This is a genomic window from Streptomyces fuscichromogenes, assembly GCF_014645815.1.
GTDB classification, from domain to species: domain Bacteria; phylum Actinomycetota; class Actinomycetes; order Streptomycetales; family Streptomycetaceae; genus Streptomyces; species Streptomyces fuscichromogenes.
In genome coordinates this window covers 384,410-407,467 of record NZ_BMML01000008.1, presented here as the reverse complement: position 1 = coordinate 407,467, position 23,058 = coordinate 384,410, and the positions used below count along the sequence as shown (strand labels likewise).

Here is a 23,058-nt window from a genome sequence, read left to right as displayed (position 1 = left end):
CTGCGCACCGCCATGAAGATCCGGGGCATGACGGGGAAGTGGAACGCCATGTGGCACTCGTCGCCGCCGCTGCGGTAGTCGCCGAAGTAGTCGACGACGTCCTCGGGCCACTGGTTCGCCTCGGCCAGCAGCACGGTGTCCGGATACTGCGTGTCGATCTCCTTGCGCACCCGCTTCAGGAAGTCGTGGGTCGCGGGCAGGTTCTCGCAGTTGGTGCCCTCGCGCTGGTAGAGGTACGGCACCGCGTCCAGCCGGAAGCCGTCGATGCCCAGGTCCAGCCAGAACCGCAGCGCGGAGAGGATCTCCTCCTGGACGGCCGGGTTCTCGTAGTTCAGGTCCGGCTGGTGCGAGAAGAACCGGTGCCAGTAGTACTGCTTGCGCACCGGGTCGTAGGTCCAGTTGGAGACCTCGGTGTCGACGAAGATGATCCGCGCGCCCTGGTACTGCTTGTCGTCGTCCGCCCAGACGTAGTAGTCCCCGTAGGGCCCGTCGGGGTCCCTGCGCGACTCCTGGAACCACGGGTGCTGGTCGCTGGTGTGGTTCATGACGAAGTCGATGATGACGCGCATGCCGCGCTGGTGGGCGGCGTCGACGAACTCCACGAAGTCGGCGAGGTCACCGAACTCGGGGAGTACGGCCGTGTAGTCGGAGACGTCGTAACCGCCGTCCCGCAGCGGGGACTTGAAGAAGGGCGGCAGCCAGAGGCAGTCGACGCCGAGCCACTGCAGATAGTCGAGCTTCGCCGTCAGACCCTTGAGGTCGCCGATGCCGTCGCCGTTGCTGTCCTGGAAGGAGCGGACCAGGACCTCGTAGAAGACGGCCCGTTTGAACCAGTCCGGATCCCGGTCCTTGGCGGGGGTGTCCTCGAAGGTGTCCGGGACGGGTTCGTTGACGATCATTGTATGGGTGACCCTCCGATCCGCGGGGACGGTCGCAGGACGGTGACGATGTGCGCGGCCCGGCGACCCGGTTCCAGGCGCACATAGTTGGTCCTGCCCCAGTTGTAGGTTTCACCGGTGAGCTCGTCGCGCACCGGCACCGACTCATGCCAGTTCAGGCCGAGTTGCGGCATGTCCAACGAGATCGTCGCCTCCTGGGTGTGGTGGGGGTCGAGGTTGACGACCACCAGAACCGTGTTCGATCCGCTCCGCTTGCTGTAGACGATCACCGCTTCCTGGTCGGCGTGGTGGAAGTGGAGGTCGCGCAGTTGCCGCAGCGCCGGGCTGTTGCGCCGGACGGTGTTGAGGCGGGTGATGAGGGGTGCGATGCCCTCGGTGTCGGCGAGGGTCCAGTCGCGTGGCCTGAGTTGGTACTTCTCGGAGTCGAGGTACTCCTCGCTGCCTTCGCGCAGGGGGGTGTTCTCGCAGAGTTCGTAGCCGCTGTAGATGCCCCAGGTGGGGGAGAGGGTGGCGGCGAGGACGGCGCGGGCCTCGAAGGCGGGGCGGTGGCCGTGCTGGAGATAGGCGTGCAGGATGTCCGGGGTGTTGGCGAAGAAGTTGGGCCGCATCCAGGCGGCGGACTCGCCGGACAGCTCGGTGAGGTACTCGGTGAGTTCCTGTTTGGTGGTGCGCCAGGTGAAGTACGTGTAGGACTGCTGGAAGCCGGTCTGGGCCAGGGTGCGCATCATCGCGGGCCGGGTGAAGGCCTCGGCGAGGAAGATGACGTCCGGGTCGGCGGTGTTGATCTCGGCGATGACCCGTTCCCAGAAGACGACGGGTTTGGTGTGGGGGTTGTCGACGCGGAAGATCCGCACCCCGCAGTCCATCCAGTGGCGCAGCAGCCGCACGGTCTCCGCGACCAGGCCGTCCATGTCGGCGTCGAAGGCGATGGGGTAGATGTCCTGGTACTTCTTGGGCGGGTTCTCGGCGTGGGCGATGGTCCCGTCGGGACGGTGGTGGAACCACTCCGGGTGCTTCTCCACCCAGGGATGGTCCGGCGAGCACTGAAGAGCGAAGTCCAGGGCGATCTCCAGACCGTGCCGGGCGGCCTCGGCGACGAACCATCGGAAGTCCTCCAGGGTCCCCAGGTCCGGGTGCACGCTGTCGTGCCCGCCCTCCGGCGACCCGATCGCCCACGGCACGCCCACATCGTCGGGGCCCGGGGCGAGGGTGTTGTTGCGGCCCTTGCGGAAGGTCGTCCCGATGGGATGGATCGGCGGCAGGTAGACGACGTCGAAACCCATCTCCGCGATCTTCGGCAGGCGCCGCGCCGCTGTCCGGAACGTGCCGTGCGGCCGCTCCGCGGTCCCCTCCGAACGCGGGAAGAACTCGTACCACGAGCCGTACAACGCCCGTTCCCGCTCCACCAGCAACGGCAGCGCCTCGGACACCGTCACCAGCTCCCGCACCGGATACCGCGCCAGCACCTTGTCGATCTCGGGCGTGAGGGCGGCGGCCAGCCGCCAGGGGGCGGGCCGTTCCTCGTCGCGGAGGGCGGCGACCGCGCCCAGCAGGATTTCCCGTTTTTTTGCCTTCGGGACCCCGGCGGCGGCCCGTTCGTAAAGCCGGGCGCCCTCCTCCAGGACCAGTTCGGTGTCGATGCCCGCCGGTATCTTGATCTGCGCGTGGTGGCGCCAGGTGGTGACCGGATCTCCCCACGCCTCGACCTGGTAGGTCCAGCGGCCCGGTTTCCCGTCGGCGGTGACGGTGGCGCCCCAGCGGTCGGTGCCGGGGGACAGCTCCCGCATCGGGGTCCAGGGACCGGGGCGGCCCTTCGGGTCCTTCAGTACGACGTTGGCGGCGACGGCGTCATGGCCCTCGCGGAAGACGGTGGCGGTGACCTCGAACGACTCCCCGGTGACCGCCTTGGCGGGCCGGCGCCCCTGCTGGACCAGCGGACGGACGTCGAGGACGGGTATGCGGCCGACGGCGGTGGCCTCGTCCGCGGGGGGTGGCGCGCCGGGTGACGTGCGCCGGGTCGAAGGTGCTGAGGAATGGTGCGTGGCGGGCATGACCGCTCCTGTCCGCGGCAACGAGGGTGTGGGCGGATGAATGGTGGGGAGGTGGGCCTGCGGGGGTGTACCTGGTGTTGTACCGCTGCCTGGTGTCAATGCTGTGTCTGCGGGGTGTACCGGAGGAGCCTTCCCACCCTATTCGGGTGGGCAATCCGGTACTTTGTTAACTACTCAGCCGTATGTCTACGCACAAGACCGGCCCCGTTCTCCGCGGACACCTTCCCGCTCGCCGCGCCCGCAATCAGGGCCCTCGCACCGGTACTGTCGGACAGACGCCGAGCCGCACAGGGTTGTACGGCTCCCCTTGCGAACTGCACGAGGTGGAATGTGAAGGCGATCCGTCGGTTCACCGTCCGTCCCGTTCTCCCCGACCCCCTCCGCCCCCTCAGCGACCTGGCCCGTAACCTGCGCTGGTCCTGGCATGCCGAGACCCGTGACCTCTTCCAGGCCGTCGACCCCGAGCGCTGGGCCGCCTCGGAGGGCGACCCGGTGCGGCTGCTCGGCAGCGTGCCGTCGGCCCGGCTCGCCGAACTGGCCGGTGACCGCCGTTTCCTGCGCCGGCTGACCGCGGTCGCCGACGACCTGGGCGACTACGTGACCGGCGACCGCTGGTACCAGACCCGTCCGCAGCCGGCCGAACTCCCGGCCGCCGTCGCCTACTTCTCACCCGAGTTCGGCATCACGGCCGCCCTGCCGCAGTACTCCGGCGGCCTCGGCATCCTGGCCGGCGACCACCTCAAGTCCGCCAGCGACCTCGGCGTACCGCTGATCGGCGTCGGCCTGCTGTACCGGCACGGCTACTTCCGGCAGTCCCTGTCCCGGGACGGCTGGCAGCAGGAGCACTATCCCGTCCTCGACCCCAACGAACTCCCCGTGGCGCTGCTGAAGGAGGCCGACGGCACCCCGGCGCAGGTCGCCCTCGCGCTGCCCGGCGGCAGGCTGCTGCGGGCCCGGATCTGGCTGGCCCAGGTCGGCAGGGTGCCGTTGCTGATGCTGGACTCCGACGTCGAGGAGAACGATGTCGGCGAACGCGGCGTCACCGACCGGCTCTACGGCGGCGGCAGCGAGCACCGGCTGCTCCAGGAGATGCTGCTCGGGATAGGGGGTGTGCGGGCCGTACGGACGTACTGCCGGCTGACCGGCCACCCCGAGCCGGAGGTGTTCCACACCAACGAGGGCCACGCCGGCTTCCTGGGCCTGGAGCGGATCGCGGAGCTGGTCGCCGCCGGACTGGACTTCGACTCCGCGCTGGAGGCGGTCCGGGCCGGCACGGTCTTCACGACCCACACCCCCGTCCCGGCCGGCATCGACCGCTTCGACCGGGAGCTGGTCGCCCACCACTTCGGCACCGACGCCGAGCTCCCCGGCATCGGGGTGGAGCACGTCCTGCGGCTCGGCATGGAGACCTACCCCGGCGGCGAGCCCAACCTCTTCAACATGGCCGTGATGGGGCTGCGGCTCGCCCAGCGCGCCAACGGGGTCTCGCTGCTGCACGGCAGCGTCAGCCGGGAGATGTTCGCCGGGCTGTGGCCGGGTTTCGACCCCGACGAGGTGCCGATCACCTCGGTGACCAACGGGGTGCACGCCCCGACCTGGGTGGCCCCGGAGGTGGTCCGGCTGGGCGCCCGGCGGCTGGGCGACCGCCGTACCGAGGAGGCGCTGACCGTCGGCGGCCCGGAACGCTGGGACGCGGTCGCCTCCGTCGCCGACCAGGAGATCTGGGAGCTGCGCCGCGGTCTGCGGGAGCAGTTGGTGCTGGAGGTGCGGGAGCGGCTGCGGGCGTCCTGGCGGCAGCGCGGCGCCGGCACGGCCGAGCTGGGCTGGATCGACGGCGTCCTCGACCCCGACGTCCTGACCATCGGATTCGCCCGGCGGGTGCCCTCGTACAAGCGCCTCACCCTCATGCTGCGCGACCGTGACCGGCTGATGGACCTGCTGCTCCACCCCGAGCGGCCGATCCAGATCGTGGTGGCGGGCAAGGCGCACCCGGCCGACGACGGTGGCAAGCGGCTGGTCCAGGAACTGGTCCGGTTCACCGACGACCCGCGCGTCCGGCACCGTGTCGTCTTCCTGCCCGACTACGGCATGGCGATGGCGCAGAAGCTGCTGCCCGGCTGTGACATCTGGCTGAACAACCCGCTGCGTCCGCTGGAGGCGTGCGGGACGAGCGGGATGAAGGCGGCGCTCAACGGCGGCCTGAACCTCTCGGTCCTGGACGGCTGGTGGGACGAGTGGTTCCAGCCGGACTTCGGCTGGGCGGTCCCGACCGCGGACGGCGCCGGCACCGACCCCGACCGCCGGGACGACATCGAGGCCGCGGCGCTGTACGACCTGCTGGAGCAGCGGGTGACCCCGCGTTTCTACGAGCGGGGCCGCAGCGGTCTCCCGGACCGCTGGATCGAGATGGTCCGCCAGACCCTGACCCTGCTGGGGCCCAAGGTGCTGGCGGGCCGCATGGTCCGGGAGTACGTGGAGCGCCTCTACACCCCGGCGGCCCACGCCCACCGGTCCATGACCCCGGACCGGGCCCGGGAACTGGCCGCCTGGAAGGGCAGGGTGCGGGCGGCCTGGCACGGCGTCTCGGTGGACCACGTCGAGACCGCCACCGCCACGGCCACCGCCGAACTGGGCACCACCCTGGCCCTGCGGGTCCGGGTCCGCCTCGGCGACCTCGCCCCCGACGACGTGGAGGTGCAGGCGGTCTCCGGCCGGGTCGACCCGGAGGACCGCATCACGGATGCGACGACGGTGCCGTTGAAGCCGATCGCCGGCCCGGACCTGGAGGGTCACTGGACCTACGAGGGCCCCCTGTCCCTGGACCGCACGGGCCCCTACGGCTACACGGTCCGCATCCTCCCCACCCACCGCCTGCTGGCGTCCGGCGCGGAGCTGGGGCTGGTGACGGCCCCTTCGGAAGGCGCGGTGGCGGGTGCGGGGGTGTTGATGCGGTGACGCCGTGAGCGCGGCGAGGGCGGGCGGCAGCCGTCCGCCCCACCGCCTCCGTCGCTTGTCCGGCGGTCAGAACCCGGTCGCCTCGGCCGGCGCGCAGATCCTGCGCAGCACCGTCCCGCACCGTCGCGCGTACGCCTGCTGCAGCCCCCGGGTCGCGGCGCCGCCGGCGCGGGCGTACCACTTGGCGGGTCTGCTGAAGGCCGCGACCGTGAGCCAGACCGTGCCGTCGCCCGTGCGGTCGACCACGAAGGCCTCCTCGCCGGATTCGGGATGGCCGGAGAGGGTGCCGTAGGCCCAGCCGGCGCGGCGGGACTCCTCGGCCGTCCAGACGATGCGACAGGGGGCCTTGATCAGGCCGGCCAGCGTGACGGTGACGTCGACGCCGGGGGCCGCGCGGTCGGCGCCGGCGTCGATGCCCACGCCGAGGGCGCGGTGGAGTTCCCAGGTGAGGACCGCCTCGGCGGCCCGTTGGAAGACTTCCTGGCCCTCGCCTATGCGCGTGCGCACGAACAGGGGGTGGAAGCCCGGCGGGCAGGCGGCGAGGTTCTCGCGGGTGACGCCGACCGCCTCGTACGTGAAGGACATGGGGGAGAGCGTAGGACGGGCCCCCGGGGCGACTTCGTCCCGGGGGCCCGCCTGAGCGTTCTGCTGGAAGTGCCGCGACCTGCGGTCAGTCGACCGCGGCGCCGTCGTGGCTCGTCGCGCAGTTCCGCTCGCCCCTTGCGGGGCACTGCTCAGCGCGTCACGCGGTGACGTTCACGGCCGTCCAGGCGGCCGCCACCGCGTTGTACTCGGTGGAGCCGGAGCCGTACAGCGCGGCCGCGGCGGACAGCGTGCCGGTGCGGGCCGACTTGTAGTTGGTGGTCGACGTGAAGTACGTGGTCAGGGCCTTGTACCAGATCTGCAGGGCCTTGTCCCGGCCGATGCCGGTGAGGGTGGAGCTGTTGTACGTCGGCGAGTTGTAGCTGACGCCGTTGATGGTCTTCGCGCCGCTGCCCTCCGAGAGGAGGTAGAAGAAGTGGTTCGCGACGCCGGACGAGTAGTGCACGTCCAGGTTCTTCACCGTCGAGGACCAGTAGTTGGCGGAGCCGCCGTCCTTGCTGGGCTGGTCCATGTAGCGCAGCGGGGTGCCGTCGCCGTTGATGTCGATCTTCTCGCCGATGAGGTAGTCACCGGGGTCGGAGGAGTTGGCCGCGTAGAACTCGACACCCGTGCCGAAGATGTCCGAGGTGGCCTCGTTCAGACCGCCGGACTCGCCGCTGTAGTTGAGGCCCGCGGTGTTGGCGGTGACGCCGTGGCTCATCTCGTGGCCGGCCACGTCCAGCGACGTCAGCGGGTGGGTGTTGCTGTCGCCGTCGCCGTAGGTCATGCAGAAGCAGTCGTCGTCCCAGAACGCGTTGACGTACGAGCTGCCGTAGTGGACGCGGGAGTAGGCGCCGACACCGTCGTTCTTGATGCCGCTGCGGCCGAAGGTGTTCTTGTAGAAGTCCCAGGTCTCCTGCGCGCCGTAGGCGGCGTCGGCCGCCGCGGTGACGTCGGTGGTGGAGCTGGACGCGGTGCCGGTGCCCCAGGTGTTGGTGGTGTTGGTGAACAGGGTGCCGGTGCCGGAGCTGGTGGTGTGCTTCAGGTTGTACGTCTTGTGGCTGCCGCGGGAGGCGTCGGTCAGCGAGTACGTCGAGCCGGACAGCGAGGTGGTGAGGCTGACCGTGCCGGAGTACAGCGTCTTGCCGGTGCCGGTGGCGTTCTCGATGCCCTGGTACTCGAAGAGCTTCTTGCCGGTGGCCGCGTCCGTGATGACGTGCAGCTTGTTCGGGGTGCCGTCGTCCTGGAAGCCGCCGACGACCGTCTCGTAGGCGAGGACGGGGGTGCCGGAGCCGGCCCAGATCACCTTGCGGGCGCCGTCGGCCGCGGACTTGGTGGAGCCCAGCGTCTTGGCGGCGGTGAGGGCCGCCTTCTCCGCCTTGGCGACGGTGAGCTGCGGCTTCAGGGAGGCCACCTTGATGGTCGCCTTGGTCGCCTTGGTGACGCCCTCGGTCTTGCCGGCCTTGGAGGTGTGCACGACGATGTCGCCGCCGAGGACCGGCAGGCCCGCGTAGGTGCGCTCGTAGCGCGTGTGCACCGTGCCGTCGACGTCCTTGACGACGTCCTTGACGACCAGCTTCTCCTTGGTGCCGAGGCCTATCTGCTTGGCCGTCTCGGCGACGTTCGCGTCCGCCTTCTGGATCAGGGCGGTGCGGGCGGAGTTGGAGAGCAGCGTGGGGGCGGCGGCCAGCGGCTGCTTGGCGGCGGCCGAGGCGTTCGCGGTCATACCCGTGGTGAGCAGGGCGCCGGCGGCGACAGCGGTGGCGATGGCGAGCGTGGTGCGCTTGTGACGCGCGTAGAGGGGGCTCACTCAAGCTCCTTCAGGATGTGGGGAGTCCGGGCGGGAATGGGGTTGCCGGCCCGGCTGTGGGGTGTGAAGTTGCTGTGCTGTGCGACGGGTGAAGGAAGAGTGACATCAAGGTCGCGTACATGTCATGACCCTGAAGTGATGTTGGCCGAAAAGCAGGTGTCGGGTGAACATTGCGGGCATGTAAAACGGGCGCCGCCCGAGGGAAGGGGACCCCTGGACGGCGCCCGCCGGGCGCGTCTGCCGCCTGCGGTTACGGGAAGGTCAGCTTCCACCCGTTGATCGTGCCGACATCCTGCGCGGCCTGGTCCTGGACCTTCAACTTCCAGGTGCCATTGGCCGATTCCGAGGAGGCGTTCACCGTGTAGGTGTCCGTCACGTTGTCCGCCGAGTCGGACGAGCTGAAGTTCTTCAGGCGGTACGACGTCCCGGACGGACCGACGAGGTCGATCACCAGGTCACCACGCCACGTGTGGCTGATATTCGGCGTTACCTGGAGGTTGTTCGGGGCGTTGCCGGTCCGGCCGGAGACCGTGATCGACGAGGTGACCGCCGGCCCGTTGTCCGGAATCGACACGGCTGTCGTGCTCTCGTACGAGGTGCCCGTACCGCCACCGCCGCCGGACCGCGCGCCGACCGCCACGGCCGCCCAGGCGTCCTGCACCGCCTTGTACTCGGTGCTGGTGGTGCCGTACAGCTCGCCCGCCGCCGCGAGGGTGCCGGTACGGGCGGCCGCGTAGTTGGTGGTCGAGGTGAACTTGGTGGTGAGCGCCCGGTACCAGATCTGGAGCGCCTTGTCCCGGCCGATGCCGGTGACCGGAAGGCCGTCCTTGGTGGGCGAGTTGTAGCTGACGCCGTTGATGACCTTGGCGCCGCTGCCCTCCGAGAGGAGGTAGAAGAAGTGGTTCGCGACGCCGGACGAGTAGTGCACGTCGAGGCCGCCGACCGAGGAGGACCAGTAGTCGGCCGAACCGCCGTCCTTGCTGGGCTTGTCCATGTAGCGCAGCGGGGTGCCGTCGCCGTTGATGTCGATCTTCTCGCCGATGAGGTAGTCGCCGACGTCGGTGGAGTTGGCCGCGTAGAACTCCACGCCGGTGCCCATGATGTCGGAGGTCGCCTCGTTCAACCCGCCTGACTCACCGGTGTAGTTGAGGCCGGCCGTGTTCGACGTGACGCCGTGGCTCATCTCGTGGCCGGCCACGTCCAGGGCGGTCAGCGGGTCCGCGTTGCCGGAGCCGTCGCCGTAGGTCATGCAGAAGCAGCTGTCGTCCCAGAACGCGTTGACGTACGAGTTGCCGTAGTGGACGCGGGAGTAGGCGCCGACGCCGTTGTTCTTGATGCCGCTGCGGCCGAAGGTGTTCTTGTAGAAGTCCCAGGTCTCGGCGGCCCCGTAGTGCGCGTCGGCGCCCGCGGTGGCGGCGTTCGACGTGGTGCCGTTGCCCCAGGTGTTGCTCGACTGCGAGAACAGCGTGCCGGTGCCCGAGGTGCCGTGGTTCAGGTTGTACGTCTTGTGGCCGCCCCGGTCGCCGTCGGTCAGGTTGTACGTCGAGCCCGACTGGGTGGTCGTCAGCGAGACCGTGCCGCTGTACTGGGTGTTGCCGGTGCCGGTCGCGGTGTCGATGCCCTGGTACTCGAAGAGCTTCTTGCCGGTGGCCGCGTCGGTGATGACGTGCAGCTGGTTGGGCGTCCCGTCGTCCTGGAAGCCGCCGACGACCGTCTCGTAGGCGAGGACGGGGGTGCCGGAGCCGGCCCAGATCACCTTGCGGGCGCCGTCGGCCGCGGACTTGGTGGAGCCCAGCGTCCGGGCGGCGGCCAGGGCCGTCCTCTCGGCGCTCGCCGCGCTCCTGGCCGGGGTCAGGCCGGCGACCTTCAGGGTGTGGCCGTTCGCCTTGACGACCCGCTCGGTGGCGCCCGACCTCGCGGTGTCGACGATCAGGTCGCCGCCGAGCACCGGCAGACCGGCGTAGGTGCGCTCGTAGCGGGTGTGCAGGGTGCCGTCGGCGTCCTTCACGACGTCCTTGACGACCAGCTTCTCCTTGGCGCCGAGGCCTATCGCCCGTGCGGTGGCGGCGCGTTCGCCGCTCGCGTCGCGCAGCAGCTCCGCGCGCTGCGAGGGCGAGAGGCTGACGGCCGTGTGCGCCGGGTTGGCCCGGCCGGTCCGCGGGGCGGCCGGGGCGGCGCTGGCGGCGCCCGACTGGACGGCCGCGGCGATCAGGGCGGTGACGCCCGCGAGGGCCACTGCGGCGGTACGGCGGTACGTGCTGTGGGGGGTGCGTCTGCGAGAGGAACTGCTACTCAACACTGACTCCTTCTGCGTGGCCGCGGGTCGCACGGCCAGGGGAGATCCGGACGGCGGGTGGGCCGGCCGGGCAGAACTGGGCGTAACGCGGAACCATGTGCGCATGCAGTGCCCGACCCGGCAGCAGCGGCGGAGTGAAGCTGTGGGGTTGCTGTGAGTCGGCCGTGGGAAGAGTGGCAGCAGAAAACGCCACCTGTCAGGACCGCGTCAGAAACTTGGCCGGAAATCGTTCGTTGACCGGATGTTCATGTTCGGTATGCGGAGCATTGGCCGACGCCGTCCGGGCGGATCCGGTCTCAGGCGGGGTCTCCGTGCCAGGTCGCCCAGAGGGCCGCGTAGGCGCCACCCGCCGCCACCAGTTCGTCGTGGGTGCCGAGTTCGGTGAGGAGGCCGCCCTCCATCACCGCCACCCGGTCGGCGTCGTGGGCGGTGTGCAGGCGGTGGGCGATGGCGATGACCGTACGGCCTTCGAGCACGGCCGCCAGGGCGCGCTCGGTGTGCCGGGCGGTCGCCGGGTCCAGCAGTGCGGTCGCCTCGTCCAGGATCAGCGTGTGCGGGTCGGCCAGCACCACCCGGGCCAGCGCGAGTTGCTGGGCCCGGGAGCCGTCGGCGGCCGTACCGCCCGTGCCGAGCCGCGTGTCGAGGCCGTCGGGCAGGCCGCGCACCCAGTCGTCGGCGCCGACGGCGGCCAGCGCCGCCCACAGGCCGGCGTCGGACGCGGCCGGTTCGGCGATCAGCAGGTTGTCCCGGACCGTGCCGAGGAAGACGTGGTGCTCCTGGGTGACCAGGACGACCTGACGGCGCAGCCGCTCCGGTGCCAGCCCGGCGATCGGCACCCCGCCCACGGTCACCGTGCCCGACCCGGGCGCGTCGACGCCCGCCAGCAGCCGGCTCAGCGTCGTCTTCCCGGCGCCGGACGGCCCGACCACCGCGAGCCGCTCCCCGGGCCGCACGGTGAGGTCCACCCCGCGCAGCACCTCACCGCCGCGCTCGTAGGCGTACCGCACCGCGCGCACGTCGATCCGGTCGTCCGCCGGTGCGGGCCCCCCGCCGTCCGCAGCCGCCCGCGGGGCCTGTGCCAGTCCCTCCACCCGCGCGAACGAGGCACCGCTGGACTGGAGTTGCTCCACCCGCAGCAGGATCTGGTCCAGCGGTTCGGTGAACTGCCGCAGATACAGCGCCGCCGAGACCACCACGCCGACGCCCGCGTGCAGCAGCCCGCCCACCAGCAGCACCCCCGCCACCGGCACGGAGTACGACACCTCGACCGCCGGGAAGAACACCGTCCGCAGCCACAGGGTGTGGAACCGGGCCCTCCTGTTGGTCTCCAACGCGTCCCGGCTCGCGGTGATCCGCTGCTCCTGGAGCCGGAACGCCTCCACCGTGCGGGCGCCCGCCACCGTCGCCGTCACGATCTCCGCGACCCCGGAGGTGGTGGCGCCCTCGGCGAGATAGCCGTCCCGGGCCCGGCGCAGATACCAGCGCAGCGCGAACCAGATCGGGGTCATCCCGAGCACCCCGAACGCGGCCAGCAGCGGGTCGAGGACGAACACCGCGACCATCACGAACAGCGCCTGCACCGTGCTGACCAGCAGTTCCGGCCCGGCGTCGCGCAGGGTGGTGCCGACGGTGCTCACGTCGCCGGTGCCGCGCGCGGTCAGGTCGCCGGTGCCGGCCCGCTCCACGGCCGACGCGGGCAGCGCGAGCGCCCGGTCCACGAACTCCTCGCGGACCCGGGCCAGGGTGCGCTCGCCGAAGCGGTGGCCGAGGTAGCGGGCGGAGCGGGCGAGCAGCAGCTGGGCGAGGGAGCAGAGCAGGATCCACCGGGCCAGGTGGTCCACGGCGCCGACGCCGTGGCCGGCCCGCACCTCGTCCACGATCCGGCCCACCAGCCACGGGCCGACCAGGCCGGCGGCCGCCGCGGCCGCGTTCAGCAGCAGGGCGGCGGCGAAGGCACCGCGGTCCGCCTTCACCAGGCGGACGGTGGCCCGGCGGACGTCGGCCCGGCCGGCGACCGGGAGCTGGCTCGTCGTCACCTGACGGTCTCCTCTTCCTCCGAGTCGCGGGCCACGAGGGCGCGGTAGCCGGGTTCGTACTCCAGCAGCCCCTCGTGGGTGCCGGTCGCGGCGACCTTGCCGTCCACCAGGAAGACCACCTCGTCGGCGTGGGCCAGCACCAGCGGGGAGGTGGTGGTGAGGAGGGTGGTGCGGCCGTAGCGTGCGGTGCGCAGGCGTTCCGCCACGAGGGCCTCGGTGTGGGCGTCCAGGGCGGAGGTGGGCTCCACGGCCAGGAGGACCTCGGGGTCGGTGAGCAACGCCCTCGCGAGGCGGATGCGTTGGCGCTGGCCGCCGGAGAGGTTGCGGGCCTGGGCGGTGAGTTCGGAGTCGAGGCCGTGGGGGAGGGCCTGGACGATGTCTTCGGCCGCGGCCGCGTGGAGGGCTTGGGCGGTTCGCGCGGCGAGGGATGCGGCGGGGGGTGCGTCGGCGGGTGCGGCGCCGTCGTGGCTGGTCGCGCGGTTCCCCGCGCCCCTTGGGGCCGCGTTGTGGTCGGCCGTGTGATGTGGCAGCGCGTTGCTTTGGGGGGCGGTGTGGGCGTTCTTCGTATGTGGTCCCGCGCCGATCGCATCACGCAGGGGGCCCGCGAACAGGTCGGCCTCGTGGTCGGCCACCAGGATCCGGGTGCGTACGTCCCGCAGGGGCACGGCGTCCAGGCGTACGTCTCCCCACGTCACGTCCGACGGGGTGTAGCGGCCCAGCCGGTCCACCACCGTGCCCGTCTCCGTCGGGCCGGCGCCCACCAGGGCCGTCAGGCGGCCCGGGCGCAGGCGTACTCCCGACTCCGGGTCGTGCAGAGCGGCCGGGCCGGCCGGGGACTGCCCGGTGCCCTCGTCCGGGGACGGCTCGTGACGCAGCAGACGCACCACCCTGCGGGCCGCCACCACGCCCCGGCTCAGCTGGTAGCCCATGTCCAGGAGGAACGCCACCGGGCCCACCAGCACCGCGACATAGCCGTACACCGAGACCAGCTGGCCCACCGTGATGTCGCCGCGGGCCGCCATCCGGGCCGCGATCCAGGTGACCACCGCGAGGAACACCGTCGGCAGGCCCATGCCCAGCGCCTGGACCCAGCTGGCGACCGCGCCCACCCGGTAGCCCTGGGCGCACAGGTGCTGGGAGTCACGGCGGAAGGCGTCCGCGAACAGGCCCTTGCCGCCTAGGCCGTTGAGGACGCGGAGGCCGCCCGCGAGGTCGCCGATGCGGGCCGTGAGCACGCTCTGGCGTTCCCGGTACTCGGTCTCCCGGCCCTGGAGCCGCCGGGCCAGCGGACCCGCGAGAAGGGCCACCACCGGCACCCCGAGCAGCACCACACCGGTCAGCAGGGGCGAGATCGTCATCAGGAGGCCGGCCACCACCGCGTACACGACGACCGCGCCCACCCCGGGACCGACGACGGTCAGCGCCTGGGCGATGGTCTGCACGTCGCCGACGCCGATCGTGACGACCTCCCCGGCGTCCGCCCGGCGCGGCAGTTCGGCGCCGAGCCGTACCGACTGCCCGACGAGCAGCTTGATCGTGCGGAAGTACGCGTCCATCCGCACCCGGGTCATCGTCCGGTGGCGCATGATGCTGAGCCAGGCGTTGACCGCGCCGAGCACGAAGATCGCCGCCGTCCAGACGGCCAGCACCGTCATACGGCCGGGCACCAGGCCGTCGTCCACGGCGCGGGCCATCATGTACGGCGTCCCCGCCATCAGTGTCAGCCAGACACTGCTCAGCAGCGCCCCGGCGAGCGAGCGGCGGGGCTGGCAGGTCACCAGCCACCACAGGTAGGACCAGCCGCCGCGCGTGTCGGGCCGGCCCGGATCCTCGTACGCGTCGATCATCCTGCGAACCCCGTTCTCCCGGCCACTCGGCTAGGCCAGACTGTCCCGCCAGGCGCGGTGCAGATCCGCGAACCGGCCCGTGCCCGCGATGAGTTCGGCCGGACGGCCGTCCTCGACGATCCGGCCGTGCTCCATCACCAGCACCCGGTCGGCGATCTCCACGGTGGACAGCCGGTGGGCGATCACCACGGCCGTACGGCCCTTGAGCACGGTCGACATGGCCCGCTGCACGGCCCGTTCGCCGGGGATGTCCAGGGAACTGGTCGCCTCGTCGAGGATCAGCACCGCCGGGTCGGCGAGCAGGGCGCGTGCGAACGCGACCAGTTGGCGCTGCCCGGCCGAGATCCGCCCGCCGCGCTTGCGGACGTCCGTGTCGTAGCCGTCGGGCAGCGCGGCGATGAACTCGTGCGCGCCGATCGCCTTGGCCGCCTGCTCGATCTCCTCGCGGGTGGCGTCCGGGCGGCCGATGGCGATGTTCTCGGCGACCGTGCCGGAGAACAGGAACGCCTCCTGGGTGACCATCACCACCCCGCGCCGCAGTTCGGCCACGGTCAGTTCACGCAGGTCCACGCCGTCCAGCAGGACCCGGCCGTCGGTCGGGTCGTAGAAGCGGGCGAGCAGCTTGGCGAGCGTCGACTTGCCGGCGCCGGTGGAGCCGACCACCGCGACGGTCTGCCCGGCCGGGAGGGTGAGGCCGAAGCGGGGGAGCACCTCGCCGCCGGTGCGGTAGGCGAAGCGGACACCGTCGAAGACGACCTCGCGGCCGGGGAGCCCGGTCCGCGACGGGGGCAGCTCCCTGGGCGTGGACGGCTCGGGCACCGACGGGGTCTGGGCCAGCAGGCCGGCGATCTTCTCCAGCGACGCGGCCGCCGACTGGTACGAGTTCAGGAACATGCCGAGGCGGTCGATCGGGTCGTACAGCCGCCGCAGGTACAGGACTGCCGCGGCGAGGACGCCCAGCTCCAGCGAGCCGGACGCCACCCGGTAGGCGCCCCAGAGCACGATCACCGCGACCGAGGTGTTGGCGACCAGCCGGGAGCCGACCACGTACCGCGCCATCTCCAGCAGCGCGTCGCCGTTGGTGCGCTCGTGGCGGCGGTTCAGTACCGCGAACTCGGCGTCGTTGGCGGCCTCCCGGCGGAACGCGCGCACCGGGCGGATGCCGTTCATCGTCTCCACGAACTTCACGATCACCGTCGCGATCGCCGTGGACCGGGCCTTGTACACCCGTACCGCGCGCCGCTGGTACAGCCGCACGAGCAGGTACAGCGGTACGAAGCTCGCCACCGCGACCGCGCCGAGGCCCAGGTCCAGCCAGAGCAGCATCGCCGAGATGTAGAGGAAGGAGAGGACGACCGTGACCAGTTCCTGGAGGCCCTCGGCCAGGAGCTCGCGCAGCGACTCGACGTCCGTGGTGGAACGGGAGATGAGGCGGCCGGACGTGTAGCGCTCGTGGAAGTCGATGCTCAGCGCCTGCGCGTGGCGGAAGATGCGGCCGCGCAGGTCCAGGAGCACGTCCTGGTTGACGCGCGCCGAGGCCCGGACGAACGCGTACTGCAGGGCGCCGGAGAACAGCGCGCTCAGGGCGTAGCCGAGCGCGACCGCGATCAGCGGGCCGTGGTCGTGGCGGCGGAACGCCGGTACCGCCCGGTCGATGGCGTACGCCACCAGCAGCGGGCCCGCCTGGACCGCCGCCTGCTGGAGCAGCAGGAGGAACGAGGTGAAGGCGACCCGCGCCTTCATGGGGGCGAGGAGCGAGCGCAGCAGGGCCGCGGTGGCGCCGGGCGGGGTGGGCAGGACGTCCCGGTCGAAGGGGTCGCCGCCGGCGGTGCCGGCCGTACGCGGGTGCGGGCGCTCGTCGTCCTCGTCGGGGGCGGGCAGGGAGGTGGCGGCGGTCATCGGCGGTGATCCTCCCCGGACATCAGGTGGGCGTACTCGGCGTTGCTGCGCAGCAGTTCGTGGTGGGTGCCGACGGCGGTGACCCGGCCGCCGGAGAGCAGGGCGACCCGGTCGGCGAGCAGGACGGTGGAGGGGCGGTGGGCGACGATCAGCGCGGTGGTGTCGGCGAGTACGTCGCGCAGGGCGGCCTCGACGGCGGCCTCCGTGTGCACGTCCAGGGCGGAGAGCGGGTCGTCCAGCACCAGGAAGCGGGGGCGGCCGACGACCGCCCGCGCGAGCGCGAGGCGCTGGCGCTGGCCGCCGGAGAGGCTCAGGCCCTGCTCGCCGACCTGGGTCGCGGTGCCCTGGGGGAGGGCGTGTACGAAGTCGGCCTGGGCGACGGCGAGGGCCCGCGCCAGGTCGGGCCCGCCGGCGCCGTCCTCGGCACCCATGAGCACGTTCTCGCCGACCGAGGCGGAGAACAGGGTGGGTTCCTCGAAGGCGACGGAGACGAGGGAGCGGAGTTCCTCGCGGGGCATGGCCGTGATGTCCCGGCCGTCCAGGGTGATCCGCCCCGAGGTGAGCTCGTGCAGGCGGGGGACGAGGGCGGTGAGGGTGGTCTTGCCGCTGCCGGTGGCGCCGACCAGGGCCATGGACTCGCCGGAGCGGATGTGCAGGTCGACGTCGTCGAGGGTGGGGGGCGAGTCGGGGGCGGCGTCGGGGTAGCGGAACCGCACGTTCTCGAAGCGGATACCGGCGGGTTCGGGAGCGTGGGGCCGGGGGTCGCCCTCGGCTGCCGGCCGGTGGGGGCTGGTCGGGCAGTTCCCCGCGCCCCTTGCGGGGCGCCGCGCCGAGGCGCCCTGAAGGGGCGCGGGGAACTGCGCGCTCGGCCCACGCTCACCCGCAGCCGACGACGAACCGGCGTCCTCCTCCAACGCGTCCCGTACCTCGAAGTACCGCTCCGTCGCCGTTGCCGCCTCCTGGCTCATCGCCAGCAGGAAGCCGATCGACTCCACCGGCCAGCGCAGCGCCAGCGCCGTGGACAGGAACGCCACCAGCGTGCCCGCGCTCAGGTCGCCCTCCGCGACCTGCACCGAGCCCCAGAAGAGGGCCGCGCCGATGGCCACCTCGGGCAGGGTCACGATGACGCCCCAGATCATCGCCAGCATCCGCGCCTTGCGCAGCTCGGTGCCCCGCAGGGTCCGTACCAGTTCGCGGAACGCGCGGGCCTGGCTGCGATGGCGGCCGAACCCCTTGATGATGCGGATGCCGAGCACGCTCTCCTCGACCACCGTCGTGAGGTCGCCGACCTGGTCCTGGGCGAGCCGGGCCACGTCCGCGTACCGGTTCTCGAAGATCACGCACGTCCAGACCACGGGGATGGTCGGCCCGAGGATGACCAGGCCCAGCGTCCAGTCCTGCGCCAGCATGATCAGCACGCCGACGAGGATCGTCACCGCGTTGACGAGCAGGAAGGTCAGCGGGAAGGCGAGGAACATCCGGAGCAGCATCAGGTCGGTGGTGGCCCGGGAGAGCAGCTGGCCGGAGGCCCAGCGGTCGTGGAAGGCGACCGGCAGGCGCTGGAGATGGCCGTACAGGTCCGCGCGCATCCCCGCCTCGACCCGGGAGAGGGGTCTGGCGACCAGCCAGCGGCGCAGGCCGAAGAGCAGTGCTTCAGCGATGCCGAGCAGCAGCAGGTACAGCGCGCCGAGCCACACCCCGCCGGGGTCGCGGTCGGCGACAGGGCCGTCCACCATCCACTTCAGGACGAGCGGGATCACGAGCCCCGTACAGGAGGCGACGATCGCCACGCACGCGGCGACGGACAGCCGTACCCGCACCGGCCGTACGTACGGCCACAGGCGCAGCAGGGTACGGACGGCGGAGCGTTCCTTGGTGGTTGCACGTGTCGGAGGCATCAGGGGCGAGCCTACGGACCGGCACTGACAACGCCCACCGAGTTTTGGCCGGACCGGGACCGGCCGCTGGTCCTACGACCTGGGCGTTCGAGTGGCCGTACCGGGGGCCGTACCGGTAGTCGTACCGGTAGTCGTACCGGGGGTCGTTCCGCGGGTCGTACAAGCGGATCCGGCGTATCAGCCGATCGGTTGATGCCGGTTCGAGCGAGTCGGGCGATGTGGCGGACCGGGCCCGGCCGGGACCCTCGGAACATGCCAACCGTCATCGAAGTGACAGACCTGCGGAAGTCCTACGGCGGCCGGGCCGTGGTGGACGGGGTGAGTCTCGCCGTCGAGGAGGGCGAGATCTTCGGGATCCTCGGGCCGAACGGGGCCGGCAAGACCACCACCGTCGAGTGTGTGGAGGGGCTGCGGGTGCCCGACGCGGGGCGGGTCCGGGTCGCCGGGCTCGATCCCGTCGCCGACCACGAGAAGGTCGCCCGCCTTCTCGGCGCCCAGCTCCAGCAGAGCGAGCTGCAGCCCAAGCTCACCGTCCGCGAGGCCCTTGAGCTGTACGCCTCCTTCTATCCGGGCCCGCTCGACTGGGCGCCGCTCGCCGAGCGTCTCGGGCTCACCGGCAAGCTCGCCACCCGGTTCGGCAGGCTGTCCGGCGGGCAGCGGCAACGCCTGTTCATCGCGCTGGCGTTGATCGGGAACCCGCGGGTCGTCGTGCTCGACGAGCTGACCACCGGACTGGACCCGCGGGCCCGGCGGGACACCTGGAAGCTGATCGAGGACGTCCGTGACCGCGGGGTCACCGTTCTCCTCGTCACCCACTTCATGGAGGAGGCGCAGCGGCTCTGCGACCGGATCGCGGTGATCGACAAGGGCCGGGTGGCCGCCCTCGACACCCCGGCCGGGCTGATCCGCCGCAGCGCCGGTGCCACCGTCATCAGCTTCACCCCGTCCGAGCCCCTGGACGACCACGACCTCGTCGCCCTCCCGGCCCTCGCCTCCGTCGAGCGCAAGGACGGCCGGATCACGCTCTCCGGCACCGACGAGACCGTCAACGCCGTCATCACCCTGCTCGCCCGCAACCACGTCACCGCCCACCAGCTCCGGGTCGTGGACGCGACCCTCGACGACGCGTTCCTGGACCTGACGAAGGAGGAGGCAGCATGAACACCGCCGTCCTGCGCACCGAGTTCCGGCTGTTCGGCCGCGAACCGGGCGCCGTCTTCTGGGTCTTCCTGTTCCCGACCCTGCTCCTGGTGATCCTCGGCTCGATCCCCTCCTTCCGGGAGGCCGACCAGTCCCTGGGCGGGCTGCGCCCGATCGACGCGTACGTCCCCGTCGCCGTCCTGATCGCCCTGATCATGTCCGGGGTGCAGACCCTGCCCCAGGCGCTCACCGGCCACCGGGAGCGAGGCATCCTGCGCCGGATGCGGCTCACCCCCGTACGGCCCGCCGCGCTGCTGTCCGCGCAGATGGTGGTGCAGGGCACGGTCGCGCTGGGCTCGGCGCTGCTCGCGCTCGTCGTCGGCCGGCTCGCCTTCGGCGTACGACTGCCGAAGCAGTCCGGCGGATACCTGCTGGCCCTGCTGCTCGCGGCCGCGGCCGCGCTCGCCCTCGGCTCCGTGGTCTCGGCGCTGTCCCGCACCACGAAGATCGCGGGCGCGATCGGCTCGGCGGTGTTCTTCCCCATGATGTTCTGCGCGGGCGTGTGGATCCCGGTGCGGGAGATGCCGCACGCCATGGCCCGGGTGGTACAGCTGACCCCGTTCGGCGCGGCGGCCCGCGCCCTGGACCGGGCCGCCGCCGGACAGTGGCCCGGCTGGGAGCACCTGGGCGTGCTGGCCCTCTGGACGGCCCTGCTGACGGCGGGGGCAGCCCGCTGGTTCCGCTGGGAGTAGGAGGCGGCCCGCCGTGCAGACTGGGGACATGACCGTGGGGGACAGCCAGATCGAACGGCGCTGGGAGCAACTGCACGTCTGGGGGCCGTACGGGTTCCTCGGTATCAGCGTCGTCCTGGGGGTCGTCTCCGCCGACCCCCACGCCGCCCAGGCCCGGTGGATCGCCGGCTGGTCCCTGGTCGGCGTCGCGGTCCTGCTCCAGCTGTGGTGGCACGCCACCCGGTTCCGCCGCCCCGACCGCGGCCGTACGCCCTCCTGGGCCGGGACGGCGTACTACGTGGTCCGCTGGGCCCTCGCCTTCGCGCTCACCTGGCTCAACCCGTTCTTCGCGTTCTACGCGGCCTCCGGCTACATGGATGCCGACGAACTGCTGGCGCGCCGGTGGCGGCGGCTCGGGCTGCTGGCGAGCGCGGTCATCGTGGCCGCCGCGCAGACGGGCGGGATGCCGTTCCGGAGCATGCTCCAGTGGCTGCTCTTCGCCGTGCTGCTGGCCGTGAACACCGCTCTCCAGGTGGGGATCGCCCATCTCGACGAGCAGGAGAAGCAGCGGTCCCGGGAACGCACCGAGACCATCGCAGCCCTGCGCCAGGCCCTCGACGAGAACGCGGCCCTGCACGCCCAGCTCCTCGTCCAGGCGCGGGAGGCCGGGGTCGCCGACGAGCGCCGCCGCCTCGCCGCCGAGATCCACGACACCATCGCCCAGGGGCTGGCCGGGATCATCGCCCAGCTCCAGGTCGTCATCAACACCCCCGATCCGCGGGGGGCCGAGGAGCACGTGGACCGCGCCCTGGCACTGGCCCGGCACAGCCTGGGGGAGGCCCGCCGCTCCGTGCACAACCTGGCGCCGGTGGCCCTGGAGCACGACGGGCTGCCCGAGGCGCTGCAGAAGACGGTCACGGAGTGGGGCGAACGGACGTGTACACGGGCCGAGTTCACCCTCACCGGCACCGCCGAACAGCTGCACGGGGAGGTCGCCGCCACCCTGTTGCGCATCGTCCAGGAGGCCCTCTCCAACGCCGCCCGGCACGCGCACGCCTCCCGGGTCGGCGTCACCCTCTCCTACCTGGGCGACGAGGTCATCCTCGACATCCGGGACGACGGCACCGGCTTCGACCCGCTCACCGTGCCCGCCCGCAGCCGGGCCGGCGGCTTCGGCCTGGACGGCATGCGGGCCCGCGCCGAACGCATCGCAGGCTCCCTGACCGTCGAGTCCGAACCGGGGCTCGGCACCGCCCTGTCGGCGCGCGTACCGTTGGTCCGCCATGACACCTGAGCCCCCGATCTCGCTGCTCATCGTCGACGACCATCCCGTCGTCCGCGACGGTCTGCGCGGCATGTTCGAGTCCGCCGCCGGCTTCACGGTCCTCGGCGAGGCGTCTGACGGCGCTGAAGCCGTCACCCTGGCCGCCACCCTCGACCCGGACGTGATCCTGATGGACCTGCGGATGCCGGGCGGCGGCGGGGTCGACGCCATCCGCGAACTGGCCCGGCGGGGCGCCCGCGCCCAGGTCCTGGTCCTCACCACGTACGACTCCGACTCCGACACGCTCCCCGCGATCGAGGCGGGCGCGACCGGCTACCTGCTCAAGGACGCGCCGCGCGAGGAACTCTTCACCGCCGTCCGGGCCGCCGCCCAGGGCCGTACCGTCCTCTCCCCGGCCGTCGCCTCCCGTCTGGTCTCCGCCGTCCGAACTCCCCGCGCCCCCGGCACCTCGGGCAACGAACCCCTCTCCGCCCGCGAACGCGAGGTCCTCACCCTCGTCGCCCGCGGCACCTCCAACCGCGAGATAGCCCGCGAACTCTTCATCAGCGAGGCCACGGTGAAGACCCACCTCACCCACCTGTACGCCAAACTCGGCGTCAACGACCGCGCGGCGGCGGTGGCGACGGGGTTTCAGCGGGGGATCCTGGGCTAGCTCCGTGTTTCCCTGACGGTCGTACAGGAATGAGGTCGGATGATTTCCCTTGCTCACCTGGCGGATCTGGCACGGCGATTCGAGGACGATCTCTCCTTACCCGTCGCACCACTTCGAGTGGGGGACCGGGACATCGACGTCGACGCCACCCCCGCCATCATGGGATGCGTCAACCTCTCCCAGGACTCCACCTACCGGGAGAGCATCGCGACCTCGACCGAGTCCGCGGTCAGGAGAGGCCGCATCCTCGCGGCGCAGGGCGCCGACATCGTCGACGTCGGCGCCGAGTCGAGCAATCCCCGTACCGGACAGGTCTCCGTGCGGGACCAGGTGGCCGCCTTGGCGCCGGTCGTCAAGGGGCTCGCCTCGGAAGGCATCGCCGTATCCGTCGAGACCTACGAACCTGCCGTCGCCCGGTCGTGCCTGGAGGCGGGGGCGCTCCTGCTCAACTACTCCGGCGGGTTGGCATCGGACGCCGAGATGTTCCCCGTGCTGGCCGACCACGAGGCGACCGTCGTCCTGTGCCATGTCGAAGGGAAGAACTCCCGGGACGTGCGGGCCAAGGGCATCGAAGAGGATCCCGTCCCCAGGATGCTCGACTACTTCGAGAGGCGCGTGGAACACGCCCGCTCGGCCGGGGTCGATCGCATCGTCATCGACCCCGGGATCGGCTTCTCGCACGACAGACACATATCCGCTGATGCCCGTATTCACTATCAGGTCCGTGCTCTCTTGAACACATTCCGGCTTCGACGGATAGGTCTTCCCATCTGTCAGGCATTACCGCATGCCTTCAGCCTCTTCGAGGATGAGTTCCGCACCGCCGAAGGCTTCTTCACGGTTTTGGCATATCTGGGCGGAACGGGCGTGTACCGCACTCACGAGGTTCCGCGGATAAGGGCGGTACTTGCCGCTCTCCGAGCACTCGGCCCGCAATCCTTCGCTCCCGGAGCCTGACAAGAGCGGCCGCCCTGAGC

15 protein-coding genes are annotated in these 23,058 nt (G+C 71.6%); 6 read left to right on the top strand and 9 right to left on the bottom strand.

Features of this window, described 5'->3' with window-relative positions; all coding sequences use genetic code 11:
• Both IEZ11_RS20455 and IEZ11_RS20450 read right to left on the bottom strand, forming a co-directional pair.
• On the bottom strand, positions 1-899 hold an 899-nt coding region (locus IEZ11_RS20455), incomplete at its 3' end, for an alpha-amylase family glycosyl hydrolase (RefSeq protein WP_268239915.1).
• Positions 896-2,950 (bottom strand): alpha-1,4-glucan--maltose-1-phosphate maltosyltransferase, encoded by a 2,055-nt coding sequence (locus tag IEZ11_RS20450; RefSeq protein ID WP_189264238.1) that lies wholly within the window; start codon positions 2,948-2,950, stop codon positions 896-898. The genes IEZ11_RS20455 and IEZ11_RS20450, both read right to left, overlap by 4 nt.
• A 330-nt stretch (positions 2,951-3,280) precedes the next feature.
• Here IEZ11_RS20450 and IEZ11_RS20445 point away from each other — a divergent pair, with 330 nt between their 5' ends.
• Positions 3,281-5,905, top strand: a complete 2,625-nt coding sequence (locus IEZ11_RS20445; RefSeq protein WP_189264237.1) for a glycosyltransferase family 1 protein — start codon at positions 3,281-3,283, stop codon at positions 5,903-5,905.
• 66 nt (positions 5,906-5,971) lie between these two features.
• On the opposite strand, the gene IEZ11_RS20440 is transcribed toward IEZ11_RS20445, so the two are convergent.
• From IEZ11_RS20440 to IEZ11_RS20410, 7 genes are all read right to left on the bottom strand, one after another.
• A complete protein-coding gene (locus IEZ11_RS20440; RefSeq protein ID WP_189264236.1) occupies positions 5,972-6,490 on the bottom strand; it encodes a DUF1990 domain-containing protein in 519 nt (172 codons plus the stop codon).
• A gap of 157 nt (positions 6,491-6,647) precedes the next feature.
• Entirely contained in the window at positions 6,648-8,297 is a 1,650-nt protein-coding gene (locus IEZ11_RS20435; protein ID WP_189264235.1) for a M4 family metallopeptidase, read from the bottom strand.
• 250 nt (positions 8,298-8,547) lie between these two features.
• Positions 8,548-10,593, bottom strand: coding sequence for a M4 family metallopeptidase (locus IEZ11_RS20430; RefSeq protein WP_189264234.1), 2,046 nt, complete (start codon positions 10,591-10,593; stop codon positions 8,548-8,550).
• A gap of 296 nt (positions 10,594-10,889) precedes the next feature.
• A complete protein-coding gene (locus IEZ11_RS20425; protein ID WP_189264233.1) occupies positions 10,890-12,629 on the bottom strand; it encodes an ABC transporter ATP-binding protein in 1,740 nt (579 codons plus the stop codon).
• A complete protein-coding gene (locus tag IEZ11_RS20420) occupies positions 12,626-14,476 on the bottom strand; it encodes an ABC transporter transmembrane domain-containing protein (RefSeq protein ID WP_189264232.1) in 1,851 nt (616 codons plus the stop codon). The genes IEZ11_RS20425 and IEZ11_RS20420 overlap by 4 nt, the downstream gene beginning before the upstream one ends.
• A gap of 30 nt (positions 14,477-14,506) precedes the next feature.
• Positions 14,507-16,375, bottom strand: a complete 1,869-nt coding sequence (locus IEZ11_RS20415; RefSeq protein WP_189264231.1) for an ABC transporter ATP-binding protein — start codon at positions 16,373-16,375, stop codon at positions 14,507-14,509.
• The gene (locus IEZ11_RS20410) at positions 16,372-18,273 is read right to left on the bottom strand and encodes an ABC transporter ATP-binding protein (protein ID WP_189264230.1); all 1,902 of its coding nucleotides are present in this window, start codon (positions 18,271-18,273) and stop codon (positions 16,372-16,374) included. The genes IEZ11_RS20415 and IEZ11_RS20410 overlap by 4 nt, the downstream gene beginning before the upstream one ends.
• Positions 18,274-18,525: 252 nt before the next feature.
• Between IEZ11_RS20410 and IEZ11_RS20405 the strand changes: the two genes are divergently transcribed.
• The 5 genes from IEZ11_RS20405 to IEZ11_RS20385 are packed head-to-tail and all read left to right on the top strand — an operon-like array spanning position 18,526 to position 23,038.
• Positions 18,526-19,434, top strand: a complete 909-nt coding sequence (locus IEZ11_RS20405; protein ID WP_189264229.1) for an ABC transporter ATP-binding protein — start codon at positions 18,526-18,528, stop codon at positions 19,432-19,434.
• On the top strand, positions 19,431-20,165 hold the full coding sequence (locus tag IEZ11_RS20400; RefSeq protein ID WP_189264228.1) for an ABC transporter permease: 735 nt from the start codon (positions 19,431-19,433) through the stop codon (positions 20,163-20,165). Before IEZ11_RS20405 ends, IEZ11_RS20400 begins: the two co-directional genes overlap by 4 nt.
• 28 nt (positions 20,166-20,193) lie before the next feature.
• Entirely contained in the window at positions 20,194-21,438 is a 1,245-nt protein-coding gene (locus IEZ11_RS20395) for a sensor histidine kinase (protein WP_189264227.1), read from the top strand.
• Entirely contained in the window at positions 21,428-22,081 is a 654-nt protein-coding gene (locus tag IEZ11_RS20390; RefSeq protein WP_189264226.1) for a response regulator, read from the top strand. The genes IEZ11_RS20395 and IEZ11_RS20390 overlap by 11 nt, the downstream gene beginning before the upstream one ends.
• A 39-nt stretch (positions 22,082-22,120) precedes the next feature.
• Positions 22,121-23,038, top strand: a complete 918-nt coding sequence (locus IEZ11_RS20385; RefSeq protein WP_189264225.1) for a dihydropteroate synthase — start codon at positions 22,121-22,123, stop codon at positions 23,036-23,038.
• Positions 23,039-23,058: the final 20 nt, after the last annotated feature.